Source organism: Sphingomonas sp. BK235 (assembly GCF_004345855.1).
GTDB lineage: Bacteria > Pseudomonadota > Alphaproteobacteria > Sphingomonadales > Sphingomonadaceae > Sphingomonas.
Map to the genome: position 1 here is coordinate 231,613 of NZ_SLXN01000003.1, position 19,120 is coordinate 250,732.

At 71.6% G+C, this 19,120-nt stretch carries 16 protein-coding genes; 7 read left to right on the forward strand and 9 right to left on the reverse strand.

Translation table 11 applies throughout. From position 1 onward, the window contains the following. Positions 1–41 precede the first annotated feature (41 nt). The 4 genes from EV292_RS09995 to EV292_RS10010 all read right to left on the reverse strand — a co-directional run bounded on the left by EV292_RS09995 (position 42) and on the right by EV292_RS10010 (position 7,078). A complete protein-coding gene (locus tag EV292_RS09995; protein ID WP_132909059.1) occupies positions 42–2,513 on the reverse strand; it encodes a circularly permuted type 2 ATP-grasp protein in 2,472 nt (823 codons plus the stop codon). A 73-nt stretch (positions 2,514–2,586) separates the two neighbouring features. Continuing rightward, entirely contained in the window at positions 2,587–3,267 is a 681-nt protein-coding gene (locus EV292_RS10000; RefSeq protein ID WP_132909060.1) for a hypothetical protein, read from the reverse strand. Positions 3,268–3,336: 69 nt separating this feature from the next. Further along, a complete protein-coding gene (gene ligD / locus EV292_RS10005; protein ID WP_132909061.1) occupies positions 3,337–5,823 on the reverse strand; it encodes a DNA ligase D in 2,487 nt (828 codons plus the stop codon). Between the two features lie 349 nt (positions 5,824–6,172). Beyond that, the gene (locus EV292_RS10010) at positions 6,173–7,078 is read right to left on the reverse strand and encodes a Ku protein (RefSeq protein WP_132909062.1); all 906 of its coding nucleotides are present in this window, start codon (positions 7,076–7,078) and stop codon (positions 6,173–6,175) included. Between the two features lie 116 nt (positions 7,079–7,194). Between EV292_RS10010 and pdxH the strand changes: the two genes are divergently transcribed. The 4 genes from pdxH (at position 7,195) to EV292_RS10030 (ending at position 9,925) form a co-directional block, all read left to right on the forward strand. Further along, on the forward strand, positions 7,195–7,773 hold the full coding sequence (gene pdxH / locus EV292_RS10015; protein WP_132909063.1) for a pyridoxamine 5'-phosphate oxidase: 579 nt from the start codon (positions 7,195–7,197) through the stop codon (positions 7,771–7,773). Then, entirely contained in the window at positions 7,770–8,723 is a 954-nt protein-coding gene (locus EV292_RS10020) for a cation diffusion facilitator family transporter (RefSeq protein ID WP_132909064.1), read from the forward strand. The genes pdxH and EV292_RS10020 overlap by 4 nt, the downstream gene beginning before the upstream one ends. Then, the gene (locus EV292_RS10025) at positions 8,723–9,529 is read left to right on the forward strand and encodes a PhzF family phenazine biosynthesis protein (protein ID WP_132909065.1); all 807 of its coding nucleotides are present in this window, start codon (positions 8,723–8,725) and stop codon (positions 9,527–9,529) included. The genes EV292_RS10020 and EV292_RS10025 overlap by 1 nt, the downstream gene beginning before the upstream one ends. A 156-nt stretch (positions 9,530–9,685) precedes the next feature. Beyond that, positions 9,686–9,925, forward strand: coding sequence for a hypothetical protein (locus tag EV292_RS10030; protein ID WP_132909066.1), 240 nt, complete (start codon positions 9,686–9,688; stop codon positions 9,923–9,925). A gap of 107 nt (positions 9,926–10,032) precedes the next feature. On the opposite strand, the gene EV292_RS10035 is transcribed toward EV292_RS10030, so the two are convergent. Beyond that, positions 10,033–10,854, reverse strand: coding sequence for a DUF4336 domain-containing protein (locus tag EV292_RS10035; protein ID WP_132909067.1), 822 nt, complete (start codon positions 10,852–10,854; stop codon positions 10,033–10,035). Positions 10,855–10,957: 103 nt separating this feature from the next. On the opposite strand from EV292_RS10035, the gene EV292_RS10040 reads away from it, so the two are divergent. The 3 genes from EV292_RS10040 to EV292_RS10050 are packed head-to-tail and all read left to right on the forward strand — an operon-like array spanning position 10,958 to position 13,946. Next, complete coding sequence (locus tag EV292_RS10040; RefSeq protein ID WP_132909068.1) at positions 10,958–12,079, forward strand: 8-amino-7-oxononanoate synthase; 1,122 nt, start codon at positions 10,958–10,960, stop codon at positions 12,077–12,079. Then, positions 12,076–12,699 (forward strand): dethiobiotin synthase, encoded by a 624-nt coding sequence (gene bioD / locus EV292_RS10045; protein WP_132909069.1) that lies wholly within the window; start codon positions 12,076–12,078, stop codon positions 12,697–12,699. The genes EV292_RS10040 and bioD overlap by 4 nt, the downstream gene beginning before the upstream one ends. Continuing rightward, positions 12,696–13,946, forward strand: coding sequence for an adenosylmethionine--8-amino-7-oxononanoate transaminase (locus EV292_RS10050; protein WP_132909070.1), 1,251 nt, complete (start codon positions 12,696–12,698; stop codon positions 13,944–13,946). Before bioD ends, EV292_RS10050 begins: the two co-directional genes overlap by 4 nt. A 92-nt stretch (positions 13,947–14,038) precedes the next feature. Here EV292_RS10050 and EV292_RS10055 read toward each other — a convergent pair whose 3' ends face one another. From EV292_RS10055 to EV292_RS10070, 4 genes are all read right to left on the reverse strand, one after another. Continuing rightward, a complete protein-coding gene (locus EV292_RS10055; RefSeq protein WP_132909419.1) occupies positions 14,039–15,307 on the reverse strand; it encodes an MFS transporter in 1,269 nt (422 codons plus the stop codon). A gap of 88 nt (positions 15,308–15,395) precedes the next feature. Continuing rightward, positions 15,396–17,165, reverse strand: a complete 1,770-nt coding sequence (locus tag EV292_RS10060; protein ID WP_132909071.1) for an alpha-amylase family glycosyl hydrolase — start codon at positions 17,163–17,165, stop codon at positions 15,396–15,398. Positions 17,166–17,343: 178 nt separating this feature from the next. After that, positions 17,344–18,342, reverse strand: a complete 999-nt coding sequence (locus tag EV292_RS10065) for a substrate-binding domain-containing protein (RefSeq protein ID WP_243693709.1) — start codon at positions 18,340–18,342, stop codon at positions 17,344–17,346. Between the two features lie 67 nt (positions 18,343–18,409). Continuing rightward, positions 18,410–19,039, reverse strand: a complete 630-nt coding sequence (locus EV292_RS10070; protein WP_165927076.1) for a TetR/AcrR family transcriptional regulator — start codon at positions 19,037–19,039, stop codon at positions 18,410–18,412. Positions 19,040–19,120: the final 81 nt, after the last annotated feature.

Genomic DNA, 19,120 nt, shown 5'->3' on the forward strand with positions numbered 1-19,120 from the left:
CGCGCTCTCGCCGCTGATCGCCGCGCTGGCAAGCGTCGCGTTCACGCCAGCGTCAGCCCGCCCGCGCGCAGCGGCTCGGCGCCCTGCAGGAAATAGCGCCGCGCCACCGCGTCGGACAGCCGCCCGAGCCGTTGCTCGACCGCGAGCAGCAACTCGCCGGTCAGCGTCGCGGCCTGCTCGGGCGCGACCATCGCGTAGAGCTCGGTCGCCTCGATCTGCTGCGCCTCGGCCATGCCGTCATCCTCCAGCACCGGCAGCCGCGCGAGATGCTCGCGGATCGCCTCGACCTGGAAGGCGAGCGCGCGCGGGTTGCCGGGATCGAGCACGACGAGGTCCAGTACGGGCACGCGCGCGATGCCGGTGAGATAGCGTTGCCGATAGCTGATCTGGCTGTCGCCCAGATCGAGCAGGGTCGAGAGATCGTCGAGCCCCGCGCCGACGGTGCCGAACACGCGCGCGGCGCGCGCGATCGCCTGCGCGCGCTCGATCCGGCGGCCGAGGTCGTGGAAGCGCCACGCCGCGGTGCGCCCCATATGCTCGGCCGACAGCCCCGCGATCGCGGCGTAGCGGCGCTGGAGCGAGCCGGCGCGATCGAGCAGCCCGCGATGCGTGGGGAAGGGCGCGTCGAGCAGCCGCACCATGTCGGCGGAGAGCCGGTCGCGCGAGCCGCCCGCGATCCGCTGCGCGTGCGCGTTGATCGCGGCGACCGACTGCCAGCCATGGGCGCGCGCCTCCATCGCGGTGCGCGCGAACTGGGTGAGATCGGCCCGGCGCAGCGAGGGCGGCGGCGGCGCGGCGCCGGCACCGACCAGCTCGGCGACCAATTTGGCGACCGTGTCGGTGCCGAGCGCGGCGCCCGCGTCGGCGTCGATCGAATTGCCCAGCATCACGCGGATCACCGCAAGCATCGCCTCGCCGCGCTCGAGATAGCGGCCGAGCCAGAAGAAATTGTCCGCGACCCGGCTCGGCAGCGTGCCCGGGTTGCGGCGCACGTGGAGCGTGTCGACCGCGGGCAGCAGCGACACCGGCGCCACCGTCTCGCGGCCGTGGACGCAGACGTCGGCGGACCAGCTGCCCTCGCCCATCACCGCCGCGCGCGGGTCCGGATGGGCGCCGATCCGCGCGAAGCCGCCGGGCATGACCTGCCAGCGCCCGTCGCGGTCGCGCGCCGCGAAGACGCGCAGCGTGAAGGGGCGCGGCTCCATCCGGTCGGCGATCACCACCGGCATGGTCGAGAGGCGGACGATCTCCTGCCCGACATAATCCTGCGGGCGCCGCGCCATGTCCTCCAGCAGCGCGGCCGCCTGCGCGTCGGACAGATCGGCGCCCGCCACCGGCAGCTCGCCGGGCAGTCCCAGCGTCCGCGCCCCGAAGGCGGAGGAGAGCAGCAGCGACGGCAGCTCGGCGCGGACGTGTTCGGCCTCGCGCGGCTGCCCGCACCACCAGGTCGCGATATTGGGCAGGATCAGATCGGCCCCGGTCAGCCGCGTCGCGAGCTGGGGGAGAAAGGCGCCGAACGCCGCGCTCTCCAGCACGCCCGCCCCCGGCGCGTTGGCCAGCACGACATTGCCCGCCGCCCAGGCATCGATCAGCCCCGGCACGCCGATGCGCGAGTGCGAGTCGAACGCGAGCGGATCGAGCAGCCGCGGGTCGAGCCGCCGCCACAGCGCGTCGACCCGCTTGAGCCCGCCGATGGTGCGGACATAGAGCCGGTCCTCCAGCGCGGCGAGATCGTCGCCCTCGACCAGCAGCAGCCCGAGATAGCGCGCGAGATGCGCCTGCTCGGGGTAACTGGGATTGTAGCGGCCGGGGGTGAGCAGGCCGATCCGCGGGTCGCTGCGGCGGCAGGCGGCGGCGAGCCCGTCGCGGAAGGCGGCGAAGAAGGGCGCGTGGCGGCGCACGTTGAGCCGGCCCTGCAACCCGCCGAGCGTGCGGCTCACCGCCAGCCGGTTCTCCAGCGCATAGCCGGCGCCGGTGGGGGTGCGCAACTGGTCGGCGAGCACGCGCCACTCGCCCGACGGGCCGCGGCCGAGATCCACCGCGACGAAGCGCAGGTGATGGCCACCCGGCGGGGCAAGCCCCACCAGCGGGCGCAGGAAATACGGGCTGCCGGTGACCAGGGTGGCGGGCAGATGCCCGCGCTGGACCAGCTGGGCCTCGCCGTAGAGATCCTGGAGCACACGTTCGAGCAGATCGGCGCGCTGCACCACGCCGCGCTCGATCCGCGTCCATTCGTCCGCCTCGATCAGCAGCGGGATCGGGCTGACCGGCCAGGGGCGCTCGGCCTCCTCGCCGATGATGCGGAAGCCGGTGCCGATGTCGGCGGCGTGGCGCTGCACCCGCTCGCGCGCGTGGCCGAGATCGTCCCCCGCAACCGCGGCGAGTTCCTCCAGCATCGCCAGCGCGGCGGCGGGATCGCCCGCGCGCATCGCGTCGTCGGGATGGCCGGCGTAATCGTCGAGCCAGCGGCGCGCGTTGGTCCCGGCATCGAACAGGGCAGGCTGGGTCGCCACTCGATCCTCCGTGCGCGGGCGAAGCTGACCCTAAGCGATGCCGCGGTGCAGTGCAAAGCCGCGGCGCGATCTTTCAACGCGCCACTGGCGCCGCGGGGTAAGCGAGCACCGCGCCGGTGTAACGCTCCACCACCGCGCTGATCGGCGCGCCGTCGGGCAGCAGCAGCAATGCGCGGTTCCCGATCACGATGTCCGTCGCGCCGATCCCGGCGCGGTCCGGCCAGCGATCGGGCGCCGGCCTGTCCGGGTGTCGCGGCAACGCCGACCAGAGGTGCCGGCTCGACAGGGTGTGACGGCGGAACTGCAGCGGCTGCGCGGCGCGGCCGAACGGCGTGTCGCTGGTGTCGAGCTGGCGATTGATGTCGGGCGTGAGCCGCGCGGGGACGTACCAATTGTCCGCGTCGGAGAGGACGTGCGTGCCGCAGCGCAGCCGGACGTGGCGATAGCCGAGCCGTTCGGTGGCGGGGACCTTGAGCAGCGCGCGGATCTCGGGCGGGGCGGGGCGCGCGTCGGCGCGGATCCGCTCGGCCGTGATCGTGGGATCGGCGGCCATGCGATGCTCGGCGCACCAGCCGTCGAGCACGAGCGTCGCGCTGTCGCTGGCCGCGAGACGGTCGCTCAGCGCGTGTAACGCCGCGTCGACGGCGAGGCGGTCCTGCGCGGTGCCGATCCAGGAGGGCGGCACCGACCCGACCGCGAGCGGGACGGCGGCGAGCGTCACGAGCGTCGGGGCGCGAAGGCGGCGGAGCGGCATCCGTCCATTATAGCGGTAGCCGGGCGCTAAAATCCCTCGCGCGCGCGGGGAGGAGTTTGCCGCCACGCCTCACACTTCGGGCAGCACCTGATCCGCGACGCCCCAGCCCTTGAGCGAGCGGCCGTTGGCGCGCGCGATCAGTTCGGCGGCGTCGCCGACGTGCCAGCGCGCCGCGGTGTCGAGGTCGCGCAGCTCGGTCCAGGACACCGGCGCGGCCACCGGGGCACCGGCGCGGGCGCGCGCGGCATAGGGCATGATCGCGGTCGCGCCGCGCTGGTTGCGCAGATAGTCGATGAAGATGCGGCCCTTGCGCTTAGCCTTGCTCATGTTGGCGACGAAGCGCTCGGGCTCGGCCTGCGCCAGCGCGCGCGCGAAGCGCTCGGCGAAGTCGCGCACCGCGGGCCATTCCGCCGCGGGCGTCAGCGGCACCACGACATGGACGCCCTTGCCGCCCGACAGCAGCGGGAAGCTGGTCAGGCCGAGCTCGGCGAGCTGCTCCTTGAGATGCTCGGCGGCGCGCTTCGTGTCGGCGAAGTCGAGGCCCTCGTCGGGGTCCAGGTCGAACACCATGCGATCGGGCCGCTCCAGCTCGGCGACCGTCGAGCCCCAGCCGTGGAACTCGATCGTCCCCATCTGCACGCAGGCGACGAGGCCGTCCGCCGAGTCGACGTAGAGGTAGTTCTCGGTCGAGCCGTCCTTCTCGCGGATCGGCACCTGGTGCACGGTGTCGCCGAACGAGCCGGCGTCGTGCTTCTGGAAGAAGCAGTGCTTGGCGCGTCCCTGCGGGCATCGCACCAGGCTGACCGGGCGGTGGCCGACCCAGGGGAGCATGATCCCGGCGACGGCGAGATAATGATCGGCGAGGTCGCCCTTGGTCACCTCGCTCTCGGGGAAGATGACGCGGTCCCGGCTCGACACCTTGATCGACGTGGTCGGCGCTGCGGCCGCCTTCGGCGCGGGCGCGGGCCGCTCCACCACCACTTCCGCGGCCTTCTTGTCACCGCGCAGGCCGAGGAAGCTGGGGTGGCGCAGCACGCCCTCGGGAGTGGTCTCGGTGAAGGCGATCTCGGCCACGAGCTTCGGGCTGACCCAACGCGCCCCGCGTACCGCCGCGCGCGGCGCCGCGACCGTCGGCGTCTTGCGCTCGAGTTTCTCGAGTTGGGCGGTCAGCTCCTCGATCAGCGCGCCCGAGAAGCCGGTCCCGACCTTGCCGGCGTAGCGCAGTTCGCCGCCCTCGTTGACGCCGAGCAGCAGCGAGCGGAAGCCGCGGCGCTTGTCCGACGGCGTCCAACCGACCACGACGAACTCCTGCCGGCGGGTACATTTTACCTTGAGCCACGCCTGGGTGCGCTTGCCGCGATAGGGCGCGTCGGCCTTCTTCGAGACGATCCCCTCGAAGCCCTCGCGGCACATCGTCTCGAACAATCGCTCGCCCGCGCCGATGACATGCTCGGCGAACTGGAGCCGCTCCTCGCCCGCGCCGACCAACGCGCGCAGCCGCTCCTTGCGCTGGACGTTGGCGAGCCCGCGCAAATCCTCGCCGTCCTGCTCGAGTAGGTCGAAGGCGAAGAGCGTCATCGCGCCGCCCCCGCTGATCGCGTCCTTGAGCGTCGAGAAATCGGGGCGTCCGTCCTTGAAGGCGACGATCTCGCCGTCGATCAGCGCACTGCCGACCGGGAGCGCGCCCGCGGCCGAGGCGATCCCGCCGAACTTGTCGGTCCAGTCCAGGCCGTTGCGCGTGTAGACCTTGGCCTTTCCGTCGGCGACCGCGACGAGTGCGCGATAGCCGTCGTACTTTACCTCATGTATCCAGTCGCTGCCACCCGGCACCGAATCGACCAAGGTGCAGAGCTGCGGTGGCTCATAGGCGGGCGGGGCGGCCTTGCGCGCGCGTTTGCGCGACCTGGCCTTGGCAGGTTTCGCTCTCGCTGCGGCGGCCTGCTCGTGCGGCGGCGCACCCTCGGCGATCTCCTGCATCGTGCGGCCGGTCGCGACGCTGGTCAGCGCGGTCTCGACCAGCGTGTCGGTCCCGCCGGCGTAGGCGTCGTCGATCTTGCGCAGCAGCCAGTTCTCGTTCTTCTCCTTCCCGCGCGGGCGCAGCCGGATGAGCAGCCACTCGCCCTTCATCCGCTCGCCGTCGAGCACGAAATGGAGATGACCCTTGTCGAGGTCGCGCGCGCTCTTGCCCGCGATCGGCGACCAGGTGCCGCGGTCCCACAGCATCACCGTGCCGCCGCCATATTCGCCCTTGGGGATCGTGCCCTCGAACGTGGCGTAGGAGAGCGGATGGTCCTCGGTGCGCACCGCGAGCCGCTTCTCGTCGGGATCGAGGCTGGGACCGCGCGTCACCGCCCAGCTCTTGAGCACGCCGTCGAGTTCGAGCCGGAAGTCCCAGTGCAGGCGCGTGGCGTCGTGCTTCTGCACCATGAAGCTGTTGCCGTTGCCCGGTGCGAGCGTGCCGGCGGGCTCGGCGGTGCGGGTGAAGTCGCGCTTGGCGTTGTAGCGCGCGAGCGGATCGGCGGGGGAGGGCGCGGCCTCGCCTTTCTTCCTCGTCACGCGACCCGATCCTCATGCGGGTGGCCGCTGCGATACGCGATCGCCCCAACCACCACCGTCATCCCGGACTTGGTCCGGGATCCACGGGTCCAGACCCAAAAAGGTTTATTGTCGCGGAAGCGACTTGCCCCGTCATCCCGGGCTTGACCCGGGATCCATGGCGCCGCGAGAGCCGTCCGCGTTGCTCTCGCGGCGCCATGGATCACGGCCCTAGGCCGGGATGACGGTGATGAAAGACTAAGCCGCCTTTTGGGTCCGGACCAACGGTGCCGCATACTCAGAAAGGGTTGCTCGCGTGGACGAGTGGATCCCGGACCAAGTCCGGGATGACGGAGGCGGGGAGTGACCCTCACGCGCTCTTCTTCGCCGCCGGCTTGCGCGCCGCCGGCTTCTTCGCCGGCGCGCGCTTCGTCGCCGGCTTCGCACCGGCCTTGCCCGCGCGCGCGTTCTCGTTGGCCGCGCCGCGCGAGCCCTCCATCGACTTCTTCAGCGCGGCCATGAGGTCGACCACGTTCGAGCCCGAGCGCCCGCCACCCTCGTCCTTGTCCTCGATGATCTTGCGCCCGTGCGCCTTGCGCTTGCGCTCGATCAGCCCGCGCAACGCGTCGACGTAGCGGTCGTGGAACTCCTGCGGGTCGAAGGCGCCGCTCTTCTTCTCGATCAGCGCCTCGGCGAGGTCGAGCAGCTCGGGGTCGGGCTTCTCGTCGGGGATGTCGCGGAAATAGCCCTGCGCCTTGTTGACCTCGTCGGCGTAGCGCAGCGTCTCCAGCACCATGCCGCGCCCGCACGGTTTGAGGCTGACGACATATTCGCGCCCGCGCATCGCCAATTGCCCCAGCCCGACCTTCTTGGTCCGCCGCAGCGCCTCGCGCAGCACGATGAACGCTTCCTCGGCGAGATCGTCGGCGGGGACGACGAAATAGGGCTTCTCGTAATAGAGCACGTCGATGTCGCTGGCATCGACGAACTGGGTGAGCTCCAGCGTCTTCTTCGACTCGAGCTTGACCGCGTCGATCTCGTCCTGCTCGAGCAGGACATATTCGCCCTTCTCGACCTCGAAGCCCTTGACGATCTCGTCGGTGTCGACCGGGCCCATGCCCGGCACCACCTTCTCATATTTGATCCGCTTGCCCGAGGGTTCGTGGATCTGGTGGAAGCTGACCTGCGCGCCCGACTTGGTCGCCGAGTAGATCTCCACCGGGATCGAGACCAGCGCGAGCCGGATCTGTCCCTGCCAATATGCCCGCGCGGCCATGTCGCTTCCCTTGTTCCGGAGGCGATTCAATCATTTGCTGCCGAGCGGGTTCCCTCGGCCCGGGTCACGCCCGATCGGGCGTGGAAATCGCGGCCCTTTTCGCCTAGATGCGCGGCATGGCCGACGATCCGATCGCGCTCTTCGACCGCTGGCTCGCCGAGGCGGAACAGAGCGAACCCAACGACCCCAATGCGATGGCACTCGCCACCGCGGATGCCGGCGGACGGCCGTCGGTCCGCATGGTGCTGCTCAAGGGGCACGGCCCCGACGGCTTCGTCTTCTACACCAACCGCGGCAGCCGCAAGGCCGAGCAGCTCGGCGCCAATGCCCAGGCCTCGCTGCTCTTCCACTGGAAGTCGCTGCGCCGTCAGGTCCGCGTCACCGGGGCGGTGAGCCCTGTCAGCGATGCCGAGAGCGACTCCTATTTCGCCTCACGCGGCCGCGACTCGCAGCTCGGCGCCTGGGCCTCGGACCAGTCGCGCCCGCTCGACTCGCGCGCCACCTTCGAGGCGCGCGTCGAGGCGATGCGCGCGCGGTTCGACGGGCAGGACGTGCCGCGCCCGCCGTTCTGGGGCGGCTATCGCGTCGCCGCCGAGGAAATCGAATTCTGGCAGGATCGCGCGCACCGGCTGCACGAGCGGCGCCTGTTCACCCGTTCCGGCGGGGAATGGACCGAGGGGCTGCTGTTCCCATGACCAACGAGGAACGCCGCCGCGTCGTGCCCTTGGCGATGCGCGCGGCGCTCGCCAGCGTGGCGATGGCCACGTCGCTGCTGGTGGTGAAGGGCTATGCCGCCTGGCACACCGGCTCGGTCGCGATGCTGGGGAGCCTGGCCGACACCGGGCTCGACCTGCTCGCGAGCCTCGTCACGCTGTACGGCGTGAAACTCGCCGCCGAGCCGGCCGATCACGACCACCGCTTCGGCCACGGCAAGGCCGAGGCGCTCGCCGCGCTGTTCCAGGTGGTGCTGATCACCGCCTCGGCGATCGGCATCGCGGTGCGCGCGATCCAGCGCTTCTCCGCACCCGCCGCCAACGAGGACGCGGGGCTGGGTATCGTCGTCTCGGTGCTCGCCATCCTCGCCACCTTCGCGCTGCTCGCCTATCAGCGCAGCGTGATCCGGCGCACCGGCTCGGTCGCGATCCTGGCGGACAACGTCCATTACCAGTCGGACGTGCTGCTCAACGTGGCGGTGATCGCGGCGCTGGTGCTCGATCAATATGTCGGCCTGGCGGGGGCGGACCCGGTGTTCGGCATCGCCATCGCGTTGTGGCTCGCCTGGGGCGCGTTCCAGGCGTCGAGCCAGGCGATCGACATGCTGATGGACAAGGAATGGCCCGAGGACCAGCGCGCCGCCTTCATGGAGGTGGCCGCGCGCCAGCCCGGCATCCGCGGCATCCACGATTTCCGCACGCGCCGCGCCGGCAGTCACGATTTCGCGCAATTCCACATGGAGGTCGACCCCAGCCTCACCGTGCGAGACGCGCATGACATCGTCGAGCGGGTGGAGGTGGCGCTGCGCCAGACCTTCCCGCGCGTCGAGACGCTGATCCACCTCGACCCCGAGGGCCATGTCGACACCGACAATCCGCTGGTCGAGGCGGACGTCACGCCGCACTGGTTCGGCAAGCGAGTAGGCTATTGATGCGCATTCCCTTCGCCCAGATCGACGCCTTCGCCGACGCCGCCTTTGCGGGCAATCCGGCGGCGGTGATGCCGCTGGCGAGCTGGCCCGAGGACCGGCTGCTCCAGCAGATCGCGGAGGAGAACAACCTCAGCGAGACCGCCTTCCTCGTCCCCGACCCGAGCGGCGACAGCGACTTCGAGCTGCGCTGGTTCACGCCCGCCGCGGAGGTGGCGCTGTGCGGCCATGCCACGCTGGCGAGCGGCCATTTCGTGCTCTCGTCGGACGGTGACCGCGACGCGGTGCGCTTCCGCACGCGCCAGGCCGGCGTGCTCGAGGTCGCGCGCGCGGAGGGCGCCGTGGGAGCGAGCTACGCCATGGCGCTGCCGGCTTGGAAGCCGACGCCGCGCGCGCTGCCCGAGATCGTCGCGGCGCTCGGTGTCGAGGCGGTCGAGACCTTGTGGCACGAGAAGGGCTATGCGCTCGTGATCGTCGCCGACGAGGCCGCGGTGCGGGCGGCGACGCCGGACGGGCGTGCGATCAAGGCGCTCGGGCCGTTCGTCCATATCGTCGCCGCGCGCGGCGAGACCGCCGAGGTGGTCAGCCGTGTCTTCACCGACTATTTCGACATCCCCGAGGACCCGGTGACGGGCTCCGCGCACGCGGTGATGGTGCCCTATTGGGCGGAGCAGCTCGGCCTCGACTCGTTCGGCGCGTTCCAGGCGAGCGCGCGCGGCGGGCGCGTGGGCTGCCGCCTCGACGGCGAGCGGGTGATCCTGCGCGGCGACTGCGTCACCGTGATCGAGGGTACGTTCCTCCTCCCCTGACTCCCTCCTACAATGAAGTCGTCGCTGCGTGCGGGCGCACGGTGTCGCTCGCCTATGCGGGTCACCGGCGCATCTGCGCCCTTGTATTCCGATCGACTCAGTGTAGATTGTCGCAGACGGCGCGGGGCGCCGCCTATTCGAAGGGGATCGGAGTTGATGAAGAAGATCGTCGCCGGTGTGACTGGGTTCGGCCTGGCGCTGGCGCTCGCCGCCTGCGGGTCGCCGACCAGCAATGACACCGCCGCCAACGACACGCTGGCGAATGACACGGTGCTCAACGAGGAACTGCCGGCGGACGGCAACTTCTCGGCGCTGGGCAACGGTGAGGACCTCGGCGCACTGCCCGGCAACGTGGCGGGCGACAATGTCAGCGCCACCGCCGGCAACACGCTCTGATCCACGTTCCGATGCCCCGTCGAGGGCATCGCACCAGACCGTCTAGTGCTCCCTAGACCAACCTCCGCCCGGTGCCTCGCGCCGGGCGCTTGTTGTCGGGGAGTCGGTCAATCGAGCCAGGCGAAGGCGCGACGCAATCGCGCCGCGCCGCCGTGGTTGAACGGCGCGCCATGCGCCATCACCACCCGCTCGGGCGCCTGCGCCACCATCGCACGCAAGGCGCCGCGCATCGTCTCACCGCCGAGCCGCAGCGCCGCGCGCAGATACAGCGGGGTGGTGCCCGATGCGCCGCGCGTGGCGCGCGCCACCAGCGCGGTCAGCGCGGGCAACCGCGCCGCGTCGAGGTTCTGCAGCAGGTCGGTCACCACCAACGTCCGCGTCGCGCGGTGGAGGAACCAGACCTCGCGGAAGCCCGCTCCGCCCTCCACCACGCCCTGATCGATCTCGTCGCGCCGCGCCGCGGGCGGCATTTCCCCGAGCACGCCGTCGACGCGCAGCCCCGCGCGCCGCACCTGCGCGCGCTCCGCCAGCCCGGGCGCGGCCCAGAGCGTCGCGCGCGGGAAGGCGCGCTGCCATCGCGGCAGATAGGTCCAGTGCGCGACATTGGGGGCGACCAGATGCGCCACCGGACCGAGCGCCGCGAGCGCGGCGGCGAGCGCCGGGGTATAGGCCGTCGGCGAATGGAGCAGCAGCCCGCCGGCGCGCAGCCGGATCACCGTCATCCGCACCGGCAGCACCAGCCCGCCCGCGTTGATCGGTCCGCTGTCGACCACCCACACGTCCTCGGCGAAGTGCTTGGGCACATCGAGCGGCGGATAGGTGGCGGTGACGGGTGCGCCGCGGCGCGAGAGCGCGACGCCGGCGATCGCGCCGAGCAGCGCGACTCCCGCGATCGCGGGAACGGCGGGGTGGACGGTTGACCTGGTCATGACAGGGTGAACGCCGCGCGCGCCGCGGCGTGCCGCGCCTCGCCGCGCCACCGGCTCGTCGCGGCGGCTGGTGTTCGCGCCCGCGCGGCCTATACGCGCCGCGATGCACCTCGCTTCGCACCGAGACCAACTCGCCGCGCTCGCCGCGCGCGACCGGCTCCGTACCCTCGCGCCGCGGCGCGGGATCGATTTCTCCTCCAACGATTATCTCGCGCTGGCCGGCGCCCCGCGGCTGCGCGCGGCGGCGATGGCGGCGCTCGAGCGCGGCGTGGCGCTCGGTTCGGGCGGATCGCGGCTGTTGCGCGGCAACGATCCCGAACACGAGGCGCTCGAGGAGGAGGGCGCGCGCTTCTTCGGCAGCGAGACCGCGCTGTTCTTCGCGAGCGGCTATGCCGCCAACACCGCGCTGCTCGGCACGCTGCCGCAGACGGGTGATCTGGTCGTGTATGACGCGCTGGTCCATGCGAGCAGCCACGACGGCATGCGCCTCGGCCGCGCCGACACCGCGATGGTCGCGCACAACGAGCCCGCCGCGGTGGAGGCGGCGATCCGCGCCTGGCGCGCGCGCGGCGGGCTGGGGACGCCCTGGATCGCGGTGGAGAGCCTCTACAGCATGGACGGCGATCGCGCGCCGCTCACCGCGCTGGCCGAGATCGCGGCACGCCATGCGGCGATGCTGGTGATCGACGAGGCGCATGCGGTCGGTGTCTGGGGCGAGCGCGGCCGCGGCCTCGCCGCGGCGCTGGACGGCGCAGAGAATGTCATCACGCTCAAGACGTTCGGCAAGGCGCTCGGGTGCGAGGGCGCGCTGGTCTGCGCCCCGCGCGTGATACGCGACTTCCTGGTGACGCGCGCGCGCCCCTTCATCTTCTCCACCGCGCCCGCGCCGCTCGCCGCCGCGGTGGCGCGCGCCGCGCTGGCGGCGATCGGCGACGAGGCGGAGCGTCGCCAGCGGCTCCATCAGCTGATCGCGGAGGCGGGCGCGCGGCTCGGCCCGCTCGGCGCGACCGACACGGGCACGCAGGTGATGCCGTTGATCGTCGGCGAGGATCGCGCCGCGCTCGATCTCGCCGCCGCGGTCCAGCAGGCCGGTTTCGACGTGCGCGCGATCCGCCCGCCGACGGTGCCGAGCGGCAGCGCGCGGCTGCGGCTGTCGCTGACGCTCCACGTCACGGCGGCGGACCTCGCCGCGCTGGCCGCGGTGCTCGCGGAGGCGCGGCGATGAGCGCCGTGATCGCGGTGACGGGCACCGATACCGGCGTGGGCAAGACGGTCTTCTCCGCCGCGCTGACGCTGGCGCTCGGCGCGTCTTATTGGAAGCCGGTCCAGGCCGGCCTCGAGGACGGCAGCGACGCCGCCAGCGTGACCGCGCTGGGCGTCCCGCGCGATCGCGTCCTGCCCGAGGTCTATCGGCTCCAGACGCCCTGCTCGCCGCATCGCGCCGCGGAGATCGACGGCGTGACGATCGATCCCGCGCAACTGGCGCTGCCCGCGGTGGCGGGGCGGCTGGTGGTGGAGGGGGCGGGCGGCGCGCTGGTCCCGCTGACGCGCGACTGGCTCTTCGCGGACCAGATCGCGCGCTGGGCGTGCCCGACGGTGCTGGTGGCGCGCACCGAATTGGGCACGATCAACCACAGCCTGCTCTCGATCGAGGCGCTGCGCGCGCGCGGGGTAGAGCTGCTCGGGATCGCCTTCGTCGGCGCGGCGCAGGAGGACAGCGAGGCGACGATCGCGGCGATCGGGCGACTGCGGCGGCTCGGGCGGCTGGCGCTGCTGCCGCGGCTAGACGCGCCCGCGCTCGCTGCGGCATTCGCCGCGGGCTTCGACGCGGAGGATTTCCGATGAGCGGCTCACCGATCTGGCATCCCTTCACCCAGCACGGGCTGGGCGAGCCGATCCCGCTGGTCGCGCGCGGAGACGGCGCGCTGCTCCACACCGCGGACGGGCGCCGCGTCGTCGACGCCATCTCGTCCTGGTGGGTGACGACCCACGGCCACAATCATCCGCGCATCGTCGCGGCGATCCGCGACCAGGCCGAGCGGCTCGACCAGATCATCTTCGCGGGCTGGACCCACGCGCCCGCCGAGGAACTGGCGCGCGGTCTGGTCGCGATGATGCCCGCGGCGCTGACGCGGGTCTTCTTCTCCGACTCGGGATCGACCAGCGTCGAGGTCGCGCTCAAGATGGCGCTCGGCTATTGGCACGCGCGCGGCGAACCGCGCGACCGTATCCTGGTGATGGAGCACAGCTATCACGGCGACACGATCGGCGCGATGTCGGTCGGCGCGCGCGGCGTGTTCAACCGGCCCTATGCCCCGCTGCTGTTCGACGTGGGCACGATCCCCTTTCCCGCGGCGGGCGCCGAGCAGGCGACGTTCGACGCGCTGGAGCAAGCGTGCGCGGCGGGAGCGGCGGCGTTCATCGTCGAGCCGCTGGTGCTCGGCGCAGGGGGGATGTTGTTCTACCCGCCCGCGGTCCTGGCCGCGATGCACGCGATCTGCGCGCGTCACGGCGTGCTGTTCATCGCGGACGAGGTGATGACCGGCTGGGGGCGCACCGGCACCGTCCTGGCGTGTGAGCAGGCCGATGTCGTCCCGGACATCCTGTGCCTGTCCAAGGGGCTGACCGGGGGCGCGGTGCCGCTGGCGGTGACCATGGCGCGCGAGCCGCTGTTCGAGGCGCATCGCAGCACCGACCGCGCGCGTATGTTCTTCCACTCGTCGAGCTATACCGCCAACCCGATCGCCTGTGCCGCGGCCTGCGCCAATCTCGCGATCTGGCGCGACGAGCCCGTGCGCGCGCGGGTGGCGACGCTGGCGGCGCGCCAGCGCGAGCGGGTCGAGGCGCTCGCGTCGTTGCCGGGGGTGAGCGGGGGGCGCGCGCTGGGTACGATCGCGGCGCTCGAACTGGGCGAGGGCGCGGGCTATCTCTCCGACCGCGCGCCGCGGCTCATGGCCTTCTTCCGCGAGCGCGACGTGCTGCTTCGTCCGCTCGGCGACACGCTGTACGTCATGCCGCCTTATTGCATCGGCGCCGACGAGCTCGACCGTATCTATGCGGTGATCGCCGAGGCGGTGACCGCGTTCGGCTGAGGGCAACCACCCGTGAAGATCGTCACCTCGCGTGAACCGTGCTCCTGCGCCCGCAGGAGCACCGCGCTGGTTCACCCCGGGTCGATCCCTCGCTAGGCGGCCACGCGTCGGCCGCGCCCCACCGCCACGGTCGCCACCGCGCCCAGCAGCATCAGCGTCCCGGCGAGCACCAGCACCCCGCGCGCATCCCCGCCGAGCAGCCGGTGGTAGAACAACGGGATCGACAGGCTCTCGATCATCATCGGGATGACGATGAACATGTTGAAGATGCCCATATAGACCCCGTTGCGCTCGGGCGGGATCATGTCGGTGAGCATGACATAGGGATTGCCCATCATCCCGGCCCAGCCGATCCCGATCCCGACCATCGCGAGATAGAGCCACGCCTCCTGGCCGATCGCGGGGATCGCGAGCATCGCCGCGCCCGAGACGGCGAGGCAGCCGGCATGGACCCGCTTCACCCCGAAGCGCCGCGCCAGCGGCACCAGCGCCAGCGCCGCGACGAACGCCACCGCATTGTAGAAGGCGCCGAGCTGCCCGACCGTCAGCGCGGTGTCGCGAAAGGCGCGGCTCGCCGGATCGGCGGTGCCGTGGAGCGAACGCGCCAGCGCGAAGGCGATGAACTGCCAGTAAGCGAACATGGCATACCATTGGCACAGCATCGCCAGCGCGAGCTGGCGCATCGGGCGCGGCATCTCGATCAGCGCCAGCCGGAGGTCGGCCAGCGCCGCGCGCAGCGTCAGCGGCTCGGCGACGAGCCGCGCGCGTTCCTCGCGCGGCAGCGGCAGCTCGGGCACGCGCCAGATCGACCACAGGATCGTCGAGAGCGACAGGATCGCGCCGATCACGAAGGCGATCCGCGTGATGTCGGGGATGCCGTTGGCGTCCACCGCATCCTTGTCGAGCCCGATCCACACCAACAGGCTCGGCGCCAGATAGGACAGCGTCTGCGCCAGCCCGGTGAAGGCGGATTGCGTCAGGAACCCGACCGTCCGCTGATCCGGCGCGAGCCGATCGCCGACATAGGCGCGATACGGTTCCATCGTCACGTTGTTGGCGGCGTCGAGGATCCACAACAGGCTCGCCGCCATCCACAAGGTCCGGCTGTACGGCATGGCGAACAGGCACAGGCTGCACAGCACCGCGCCGACCATGAAATAAGGGGTGCGGCGGCCGAGCCGCGACTGGGTGCGGTCGCTCATCGCCCCGATCAGCGGTTGCACGAGCAAGCCGGTGACCGGGCCGGCGAGCCATAGCAGCGGCAGCGTCGCCTCGTCCGCGCCGAGATAGCCGTAGATCGGCGCCATATTGGCTTGTTGCAGGCCGAAGGAGAATTGCAGCCCCAGGAAGCCGAGGTTCATCTCGACGATCCGCGCGAGCGGGAGCCGCGGGCGGTTCACCGGATTCGTCCCGCTGGCCCGCGCGATCGCCGGCGACTGCTCCCGCGACTCATCGTCCGCCCTCCAGCCACGCCACGCCCCAGCCCGGCACGCTGTCGCAGACTGCGCCGGTCAGCCGGTCGCGTCCAGCCGCGGGCAGCGGCAGCGCCGCCGCGCCGAAATTGAGGAACACTCGGTCGCTGCCGCAGCCGATGCCGAGCAGCGCGTCCATGCCGGTCGGAAGCGAGGTCGGCGCCCCCGCGCCGCCGCTCGCCACGCGCGCGGCGCGCAGCGCGCGCAGGTCGCCGCCGATCCGCCGCGATGCCGCGCCATCGACCGCGTCCCAGTCCATCGCGGGGCGGTGCAGCCAGCGCCCCTCGTGCGCGCGCTCGGGATCGTCGCGATAGCTGCGGTCGTTGAACTGCCCCAGCTCGTCCCCCATGTAGGTGGTGGCGAGCCCGCCGCTCGCGATCGCCAGCGCGTTGAGCAGCGCGATGCGGCGAAAGGCTGCCTCGCGCTCGTCCGCGTCGCGCGCGGCCTCCAACCCCGCGATCGAGGCGAGCGTGCCGTTGCTGCCGTGGAGCAGCGCGCCGTCGCTCTGGAACGGTTCGGCGCGGCCCCAGCCGCCGTCCGCGCCCTCGAGCCGATGCGCCGCATCGGCGAGCCGGCGCTCCGGCGCGGGATCGATCGCGCGCAGGTCGCCCAGCACCGAGCCCCAGCCGATATCGTCGTGGCAGCGCGCGTAGCTCAGCCAATTGGCGCCGCGCGGCAGCCCGCCGGAAGCGGCGATGATCGCCGCGGGCAGGGCCGCGCTTCGCTCCGCCAGCGCGACCCAGCCCGCCACCATCAGCGAATTGTTGTAGACCAGGTGGCATTCGGGCTCGAACCCGTCGCCCTCGTCCTTCCCGAAATAGGGCGGCACGAAGGCGGTCGGCACGATCGCCTCCGCCTTGAGCAGCGTCGCAGGCGCGACGATGTCGAGCGCGGCGCGCAGCGCACGGACGATATAATGCGTCTCGGGCAGGTTACGGCAGTCGGTGCCGGGCTGCTTCCACAGGAAGGCGATGCTGTCGAGCCGGAACGCCTCCACGCCCTTGTTGGCGAGCCGCAGCGCGACGTCGAGGATCGACAGGAAGACGTCGGGATTGCGCCAGTCGAGATCCCATTGGAACGGGTAGAAGGTGGTCCAGACATGTCCGCCCATCGCGGGCACCGCGGTGAAATTGCCGGGCGCGGTGGCGGGGAAGACCTGGGGCAGTTCGGCGTCGCGCGCGGCAGCGGTGGCGGCGTCGACCACGATGTAGAAATCGCGATAGAAGGGATCGCCCGCGCGCGCCGCCTGCGCCCAGACGTGATCGTCGGCGGTGTGGTTGAGCGCGAGATCGACGCAGAGGCTGATGTTCGCCTCGCGCAGCCGCGCGGTGAGCCGTTCCAGCTCGTCCATGTCGCCCAGCCGCGGCTCGACCGCGAGATAGTCGGCCACCGCGAAGCCGCCGTCGCTGTCCCCCGCGCGCGCCTTGAGCAGCGCGAGCAGGTGGAGGTAGCGAACGCCCTGGTCGCGCAGATAGGGCACCCGCTCGGCCAGCCCCGCGACCGTGCCCGCGAAGAGGTCGACATAGGTCGAGTAGCCGAGCATGTCGGGGCGGACGAACCAGTCCGGATCGGCGAGCCGCGCGGCGTCGAGCGCGACGAGCGCGGCGGGCCGCTCGACCGCGCGCTCGTGCAGCAGCGCCACCGTCATCGCCCATAGCTCGCCGGTGTCGCCGCGCGCGCCGTACAGCCGTTCGAGCTGGCGACGAAGTCGCGGTCCGATCGCGGCGAGGCGCTGCTCCATCGTCATGCCGATTCCCGTGGTGCTTCGTCCGGCACGCCCTTAGGGTAGACCGCCGGGAGCTGCAATCGATTGCGGTCGAGCGACTGTCGCGGTTCGAACCAGCGTCAACGTCGGATACACGGGGCCAAGGCGTGCTCCGGCGGTCGCAGGAGCACCTCGCCGGTCACAGCAGATGAACCACGCGCTAGGTCGAGGCGCGCACCACCAGCTCCGGGGGGATCACCGCCGCGTCCGCCGGCTCGCCCGCGATGCGCGCGACCAGCCGCTCGACCATCAGCGCGGCGCCGGTGGCCAGATCCTGCCGGATCGTGGTCAGCGGCGGCGAGGTGTGCGCCGCCAGCGTGACATCGTCATAGCCGATCACCGCCATGTCGCTGGGCACGTCGATGCCGGCCTCGCTCGCCGCGCGCAGCACGCTCATCGCGGCGACGTCGGAGGCGGCGAACACCGCGTCGGGCAGCGTGCCCACCGCGAGCCGGGTGCGCATCGCGGCATGGACGCGATCGGGGTCCATCGGCGTGGCGAGCACCTCGGCGCGTACCCCCGCCTCGCGCGCCACCGCGGTGAAGCCCGCGAGCCGGTCGGCGAACTCGGGCGGCGCGGGATCGCCGACGAAGAGCAGGCGGCGCCGGTCGCGCGCGAGCAGATGCGTCGCCGCCAGCCGCCCGCCGGCGACATTGTCCGACCCGATCGCGAGATGGCGCTGCCCGGCGCGATGCACGCCCCAGACGACCAGCGGTCCGTACCGCGCCGCGACTCGCTCGATCGTGCGATATTGGTCCGACTGGCCGATCAGCAGCAGCCCGTCGACCCGGCCCGAATCGACCAGCCGCTCGAGCCAGTCGTTGTTCTCGGGCAGCACGCGCGAGAGCAGCACGTCGTAACCGCGATCGACCAGCAGGTCGGCGATATAGCCGAGCAGGGAGAGGAAGAAGGGGTCGGTGAGGTGCTGGGTTCGCGCATGGCCCAGCGGCATCGCCAGCCCGATCGCGCCGGTGCTGCGCAGCCGGAGGTTGCGCGCCATCTGGTTGGGGCGGACGTCGTGCTCGCGTGCCAATGCCTGGATGCGCGCCTGGGTCGCCTTGCTGACCGACGGGTGGCCCGACAGCGCCCGCGACACGGTCGCGGTGGACACACCCGCCAGCGCGGCCAGATCCGCCAGCTTGGTAGGCTTTGACGACAAGCGGATCCCCCTCGAAATCCTGCCTATCTAGTCGCTCGTCCGAGCGGCCCGCAATGGGGAGGGGGCGTCAGCCCGGCGCGCCGAGACGATCGAGCTCGCGGTCGATGAAGTCCATCAGCATGGCCACGACCGCCGGGGGCGTCTCGCGGTTCTTGACGAGGCGGCGCTGGAACACCCCGGCGGAGACCACGAGGATCGACTCGGCGAGACAGCGCAGCGACTCGATCGCACGCGCGTCGGGAACGATCGTGCGCAACGCCTCCATCAGCCGCTCGCGCAGCCGCTCGTCGAGCGATCGGAAGATCTCGGCCAGTCGCGGGTTGCGGGCGGTCTCGGCGATGATCTCGGAGACGAGCCGCTCGTCGGGCATGTCCGCGCAGGTGATGAACCGCTCGATCCAGGCGCGCACCGCGACGCGGTCGATCGCGCACCGCCCCGCGCACAGCTCGTCGCCGCCGAGGAAATCGGCGAGGTCCTGCTCCGCCAGCGCGGCGACGATCGCCTCCTTGTTCGCGAAATCGCGGTAGATCTGCCCCACCAGCACGCCCGAACGCTCGGAGATCCGCGCCATGCCGGTCGCGTGGAAGCCGTGCTCGGCAAAAAGTTCCCGTGCGGCTTGAACTATTTTGGCGCGACGCGCGTTTGCCTTGCCGCTCCGATCCCGCGGCACCGTCGCCATGCGGTCGTCTGACGTCATCTTCTTACTCGTATTGACGATCTGCTCTCTTCGCAGTAGCAGCATTCGTGAGTGAGCGATCACTCACACACATTCGACGAG

What these genes read in the sequence shown, in the direction of transcription:
- EV292_RS10055 (WP_132909419.1), bottom strand. Translation starts at nt 15,307, where the DNA reads ATGAACCTCGGCTTCCTGGGGCTGCAATTCTCCTTCGGCCTGCAACAA.
- EV292_RS10010 (WP_132909062.1), bottom strand. Translation starts at nt 7,078, where the DNA reads ATGGCCGCGCGGGCATATTGGCAGGGACAGATCCGGCTCGCGCTGGTC.
- EV292_RS10050 (WP_132909070.1), top strand. Translation starts at nt 12,696, where the DNA reads ATGAGCGGCTCACCGATCTGGCATCCCTTCACCCAGCACGGGCTGGGC.
- pdxH (WP_132909063.1), top strand. Translation starts at nt 7,195, where the DNA reads ATGGCCGACGATCCGATCGCGCTCTTCGACCGCTGGCTCGCCGAGGCG.
- EV292_RS10040 (WP_132909068.1), top strand. Translation starts at nt 10,958, where the DNA reads ATGCACCTCGCTTCGCACCGAGACCAACTCGCCGCGCTCGCCGCGCGC.
- EV292_RS10060 (WP_132909071.1), bottom strand. Translation starts at nt 17,165, where the DNA reads ATGACGATGGAGCAGCGCCTCGCCGCGATCGGACCGCGACTTCGTCGC.
- EV292_RS10025 (WP_132909065.1), top strand. Translation starts at nt 8,723, where the DNA reads ATGCGCATTCCCTTCGCCCAGATCGACGCCTTCGCCGACGCCGCCTTT.
- EV292_RS10000 (WP_132909060.1), bottom strand. Translation starts at nt 3,267, where the DNA reads ATGCCGCTCCGCCGCCTTCGCGCCCCGACGCTCGTGACGCTCGCCGCC.
- EV292_RS10020 (WP_132909064.1), top strand. Translation starts at nt 7,770, where the DNA reads ATGACCAACGAGGAACGCCGCCGCGTCGTGCCCTTGGCGATGCGCGCG.
- EV292_RS10070 (WP_165927076.1), bottom strand. Translation starts at nt 19,039, where the DNA reads ATGACGTCAGACGACCGCATGGCGACGGTGCCGCGGGATCGGAGCGGC.
- EV292_RS10035 (WP_132909067.1), bottom strand. Translation starts at nt 10,854, where the DNA reads ATGACCAGGTCAACCGTCCACCCCGCCGTTCCCGCGATCGCGGGAGTC.
- bioD (WP_132909069.1), top strand. Translation starts at nt 12,076, where the DNA reads ATGAGCGCCGTGATCGCGGTGACGGGCACCGATACCGGCGTGGGCAAG.
- EV292_RS10030 (WP_132909066.1), top strand. Translation starts at nt 9,686, where the DNA reads ATGAAGAAGATCGTCGCCGGTGTGACTGGGTTCGGCCTGGCGCTGGCG.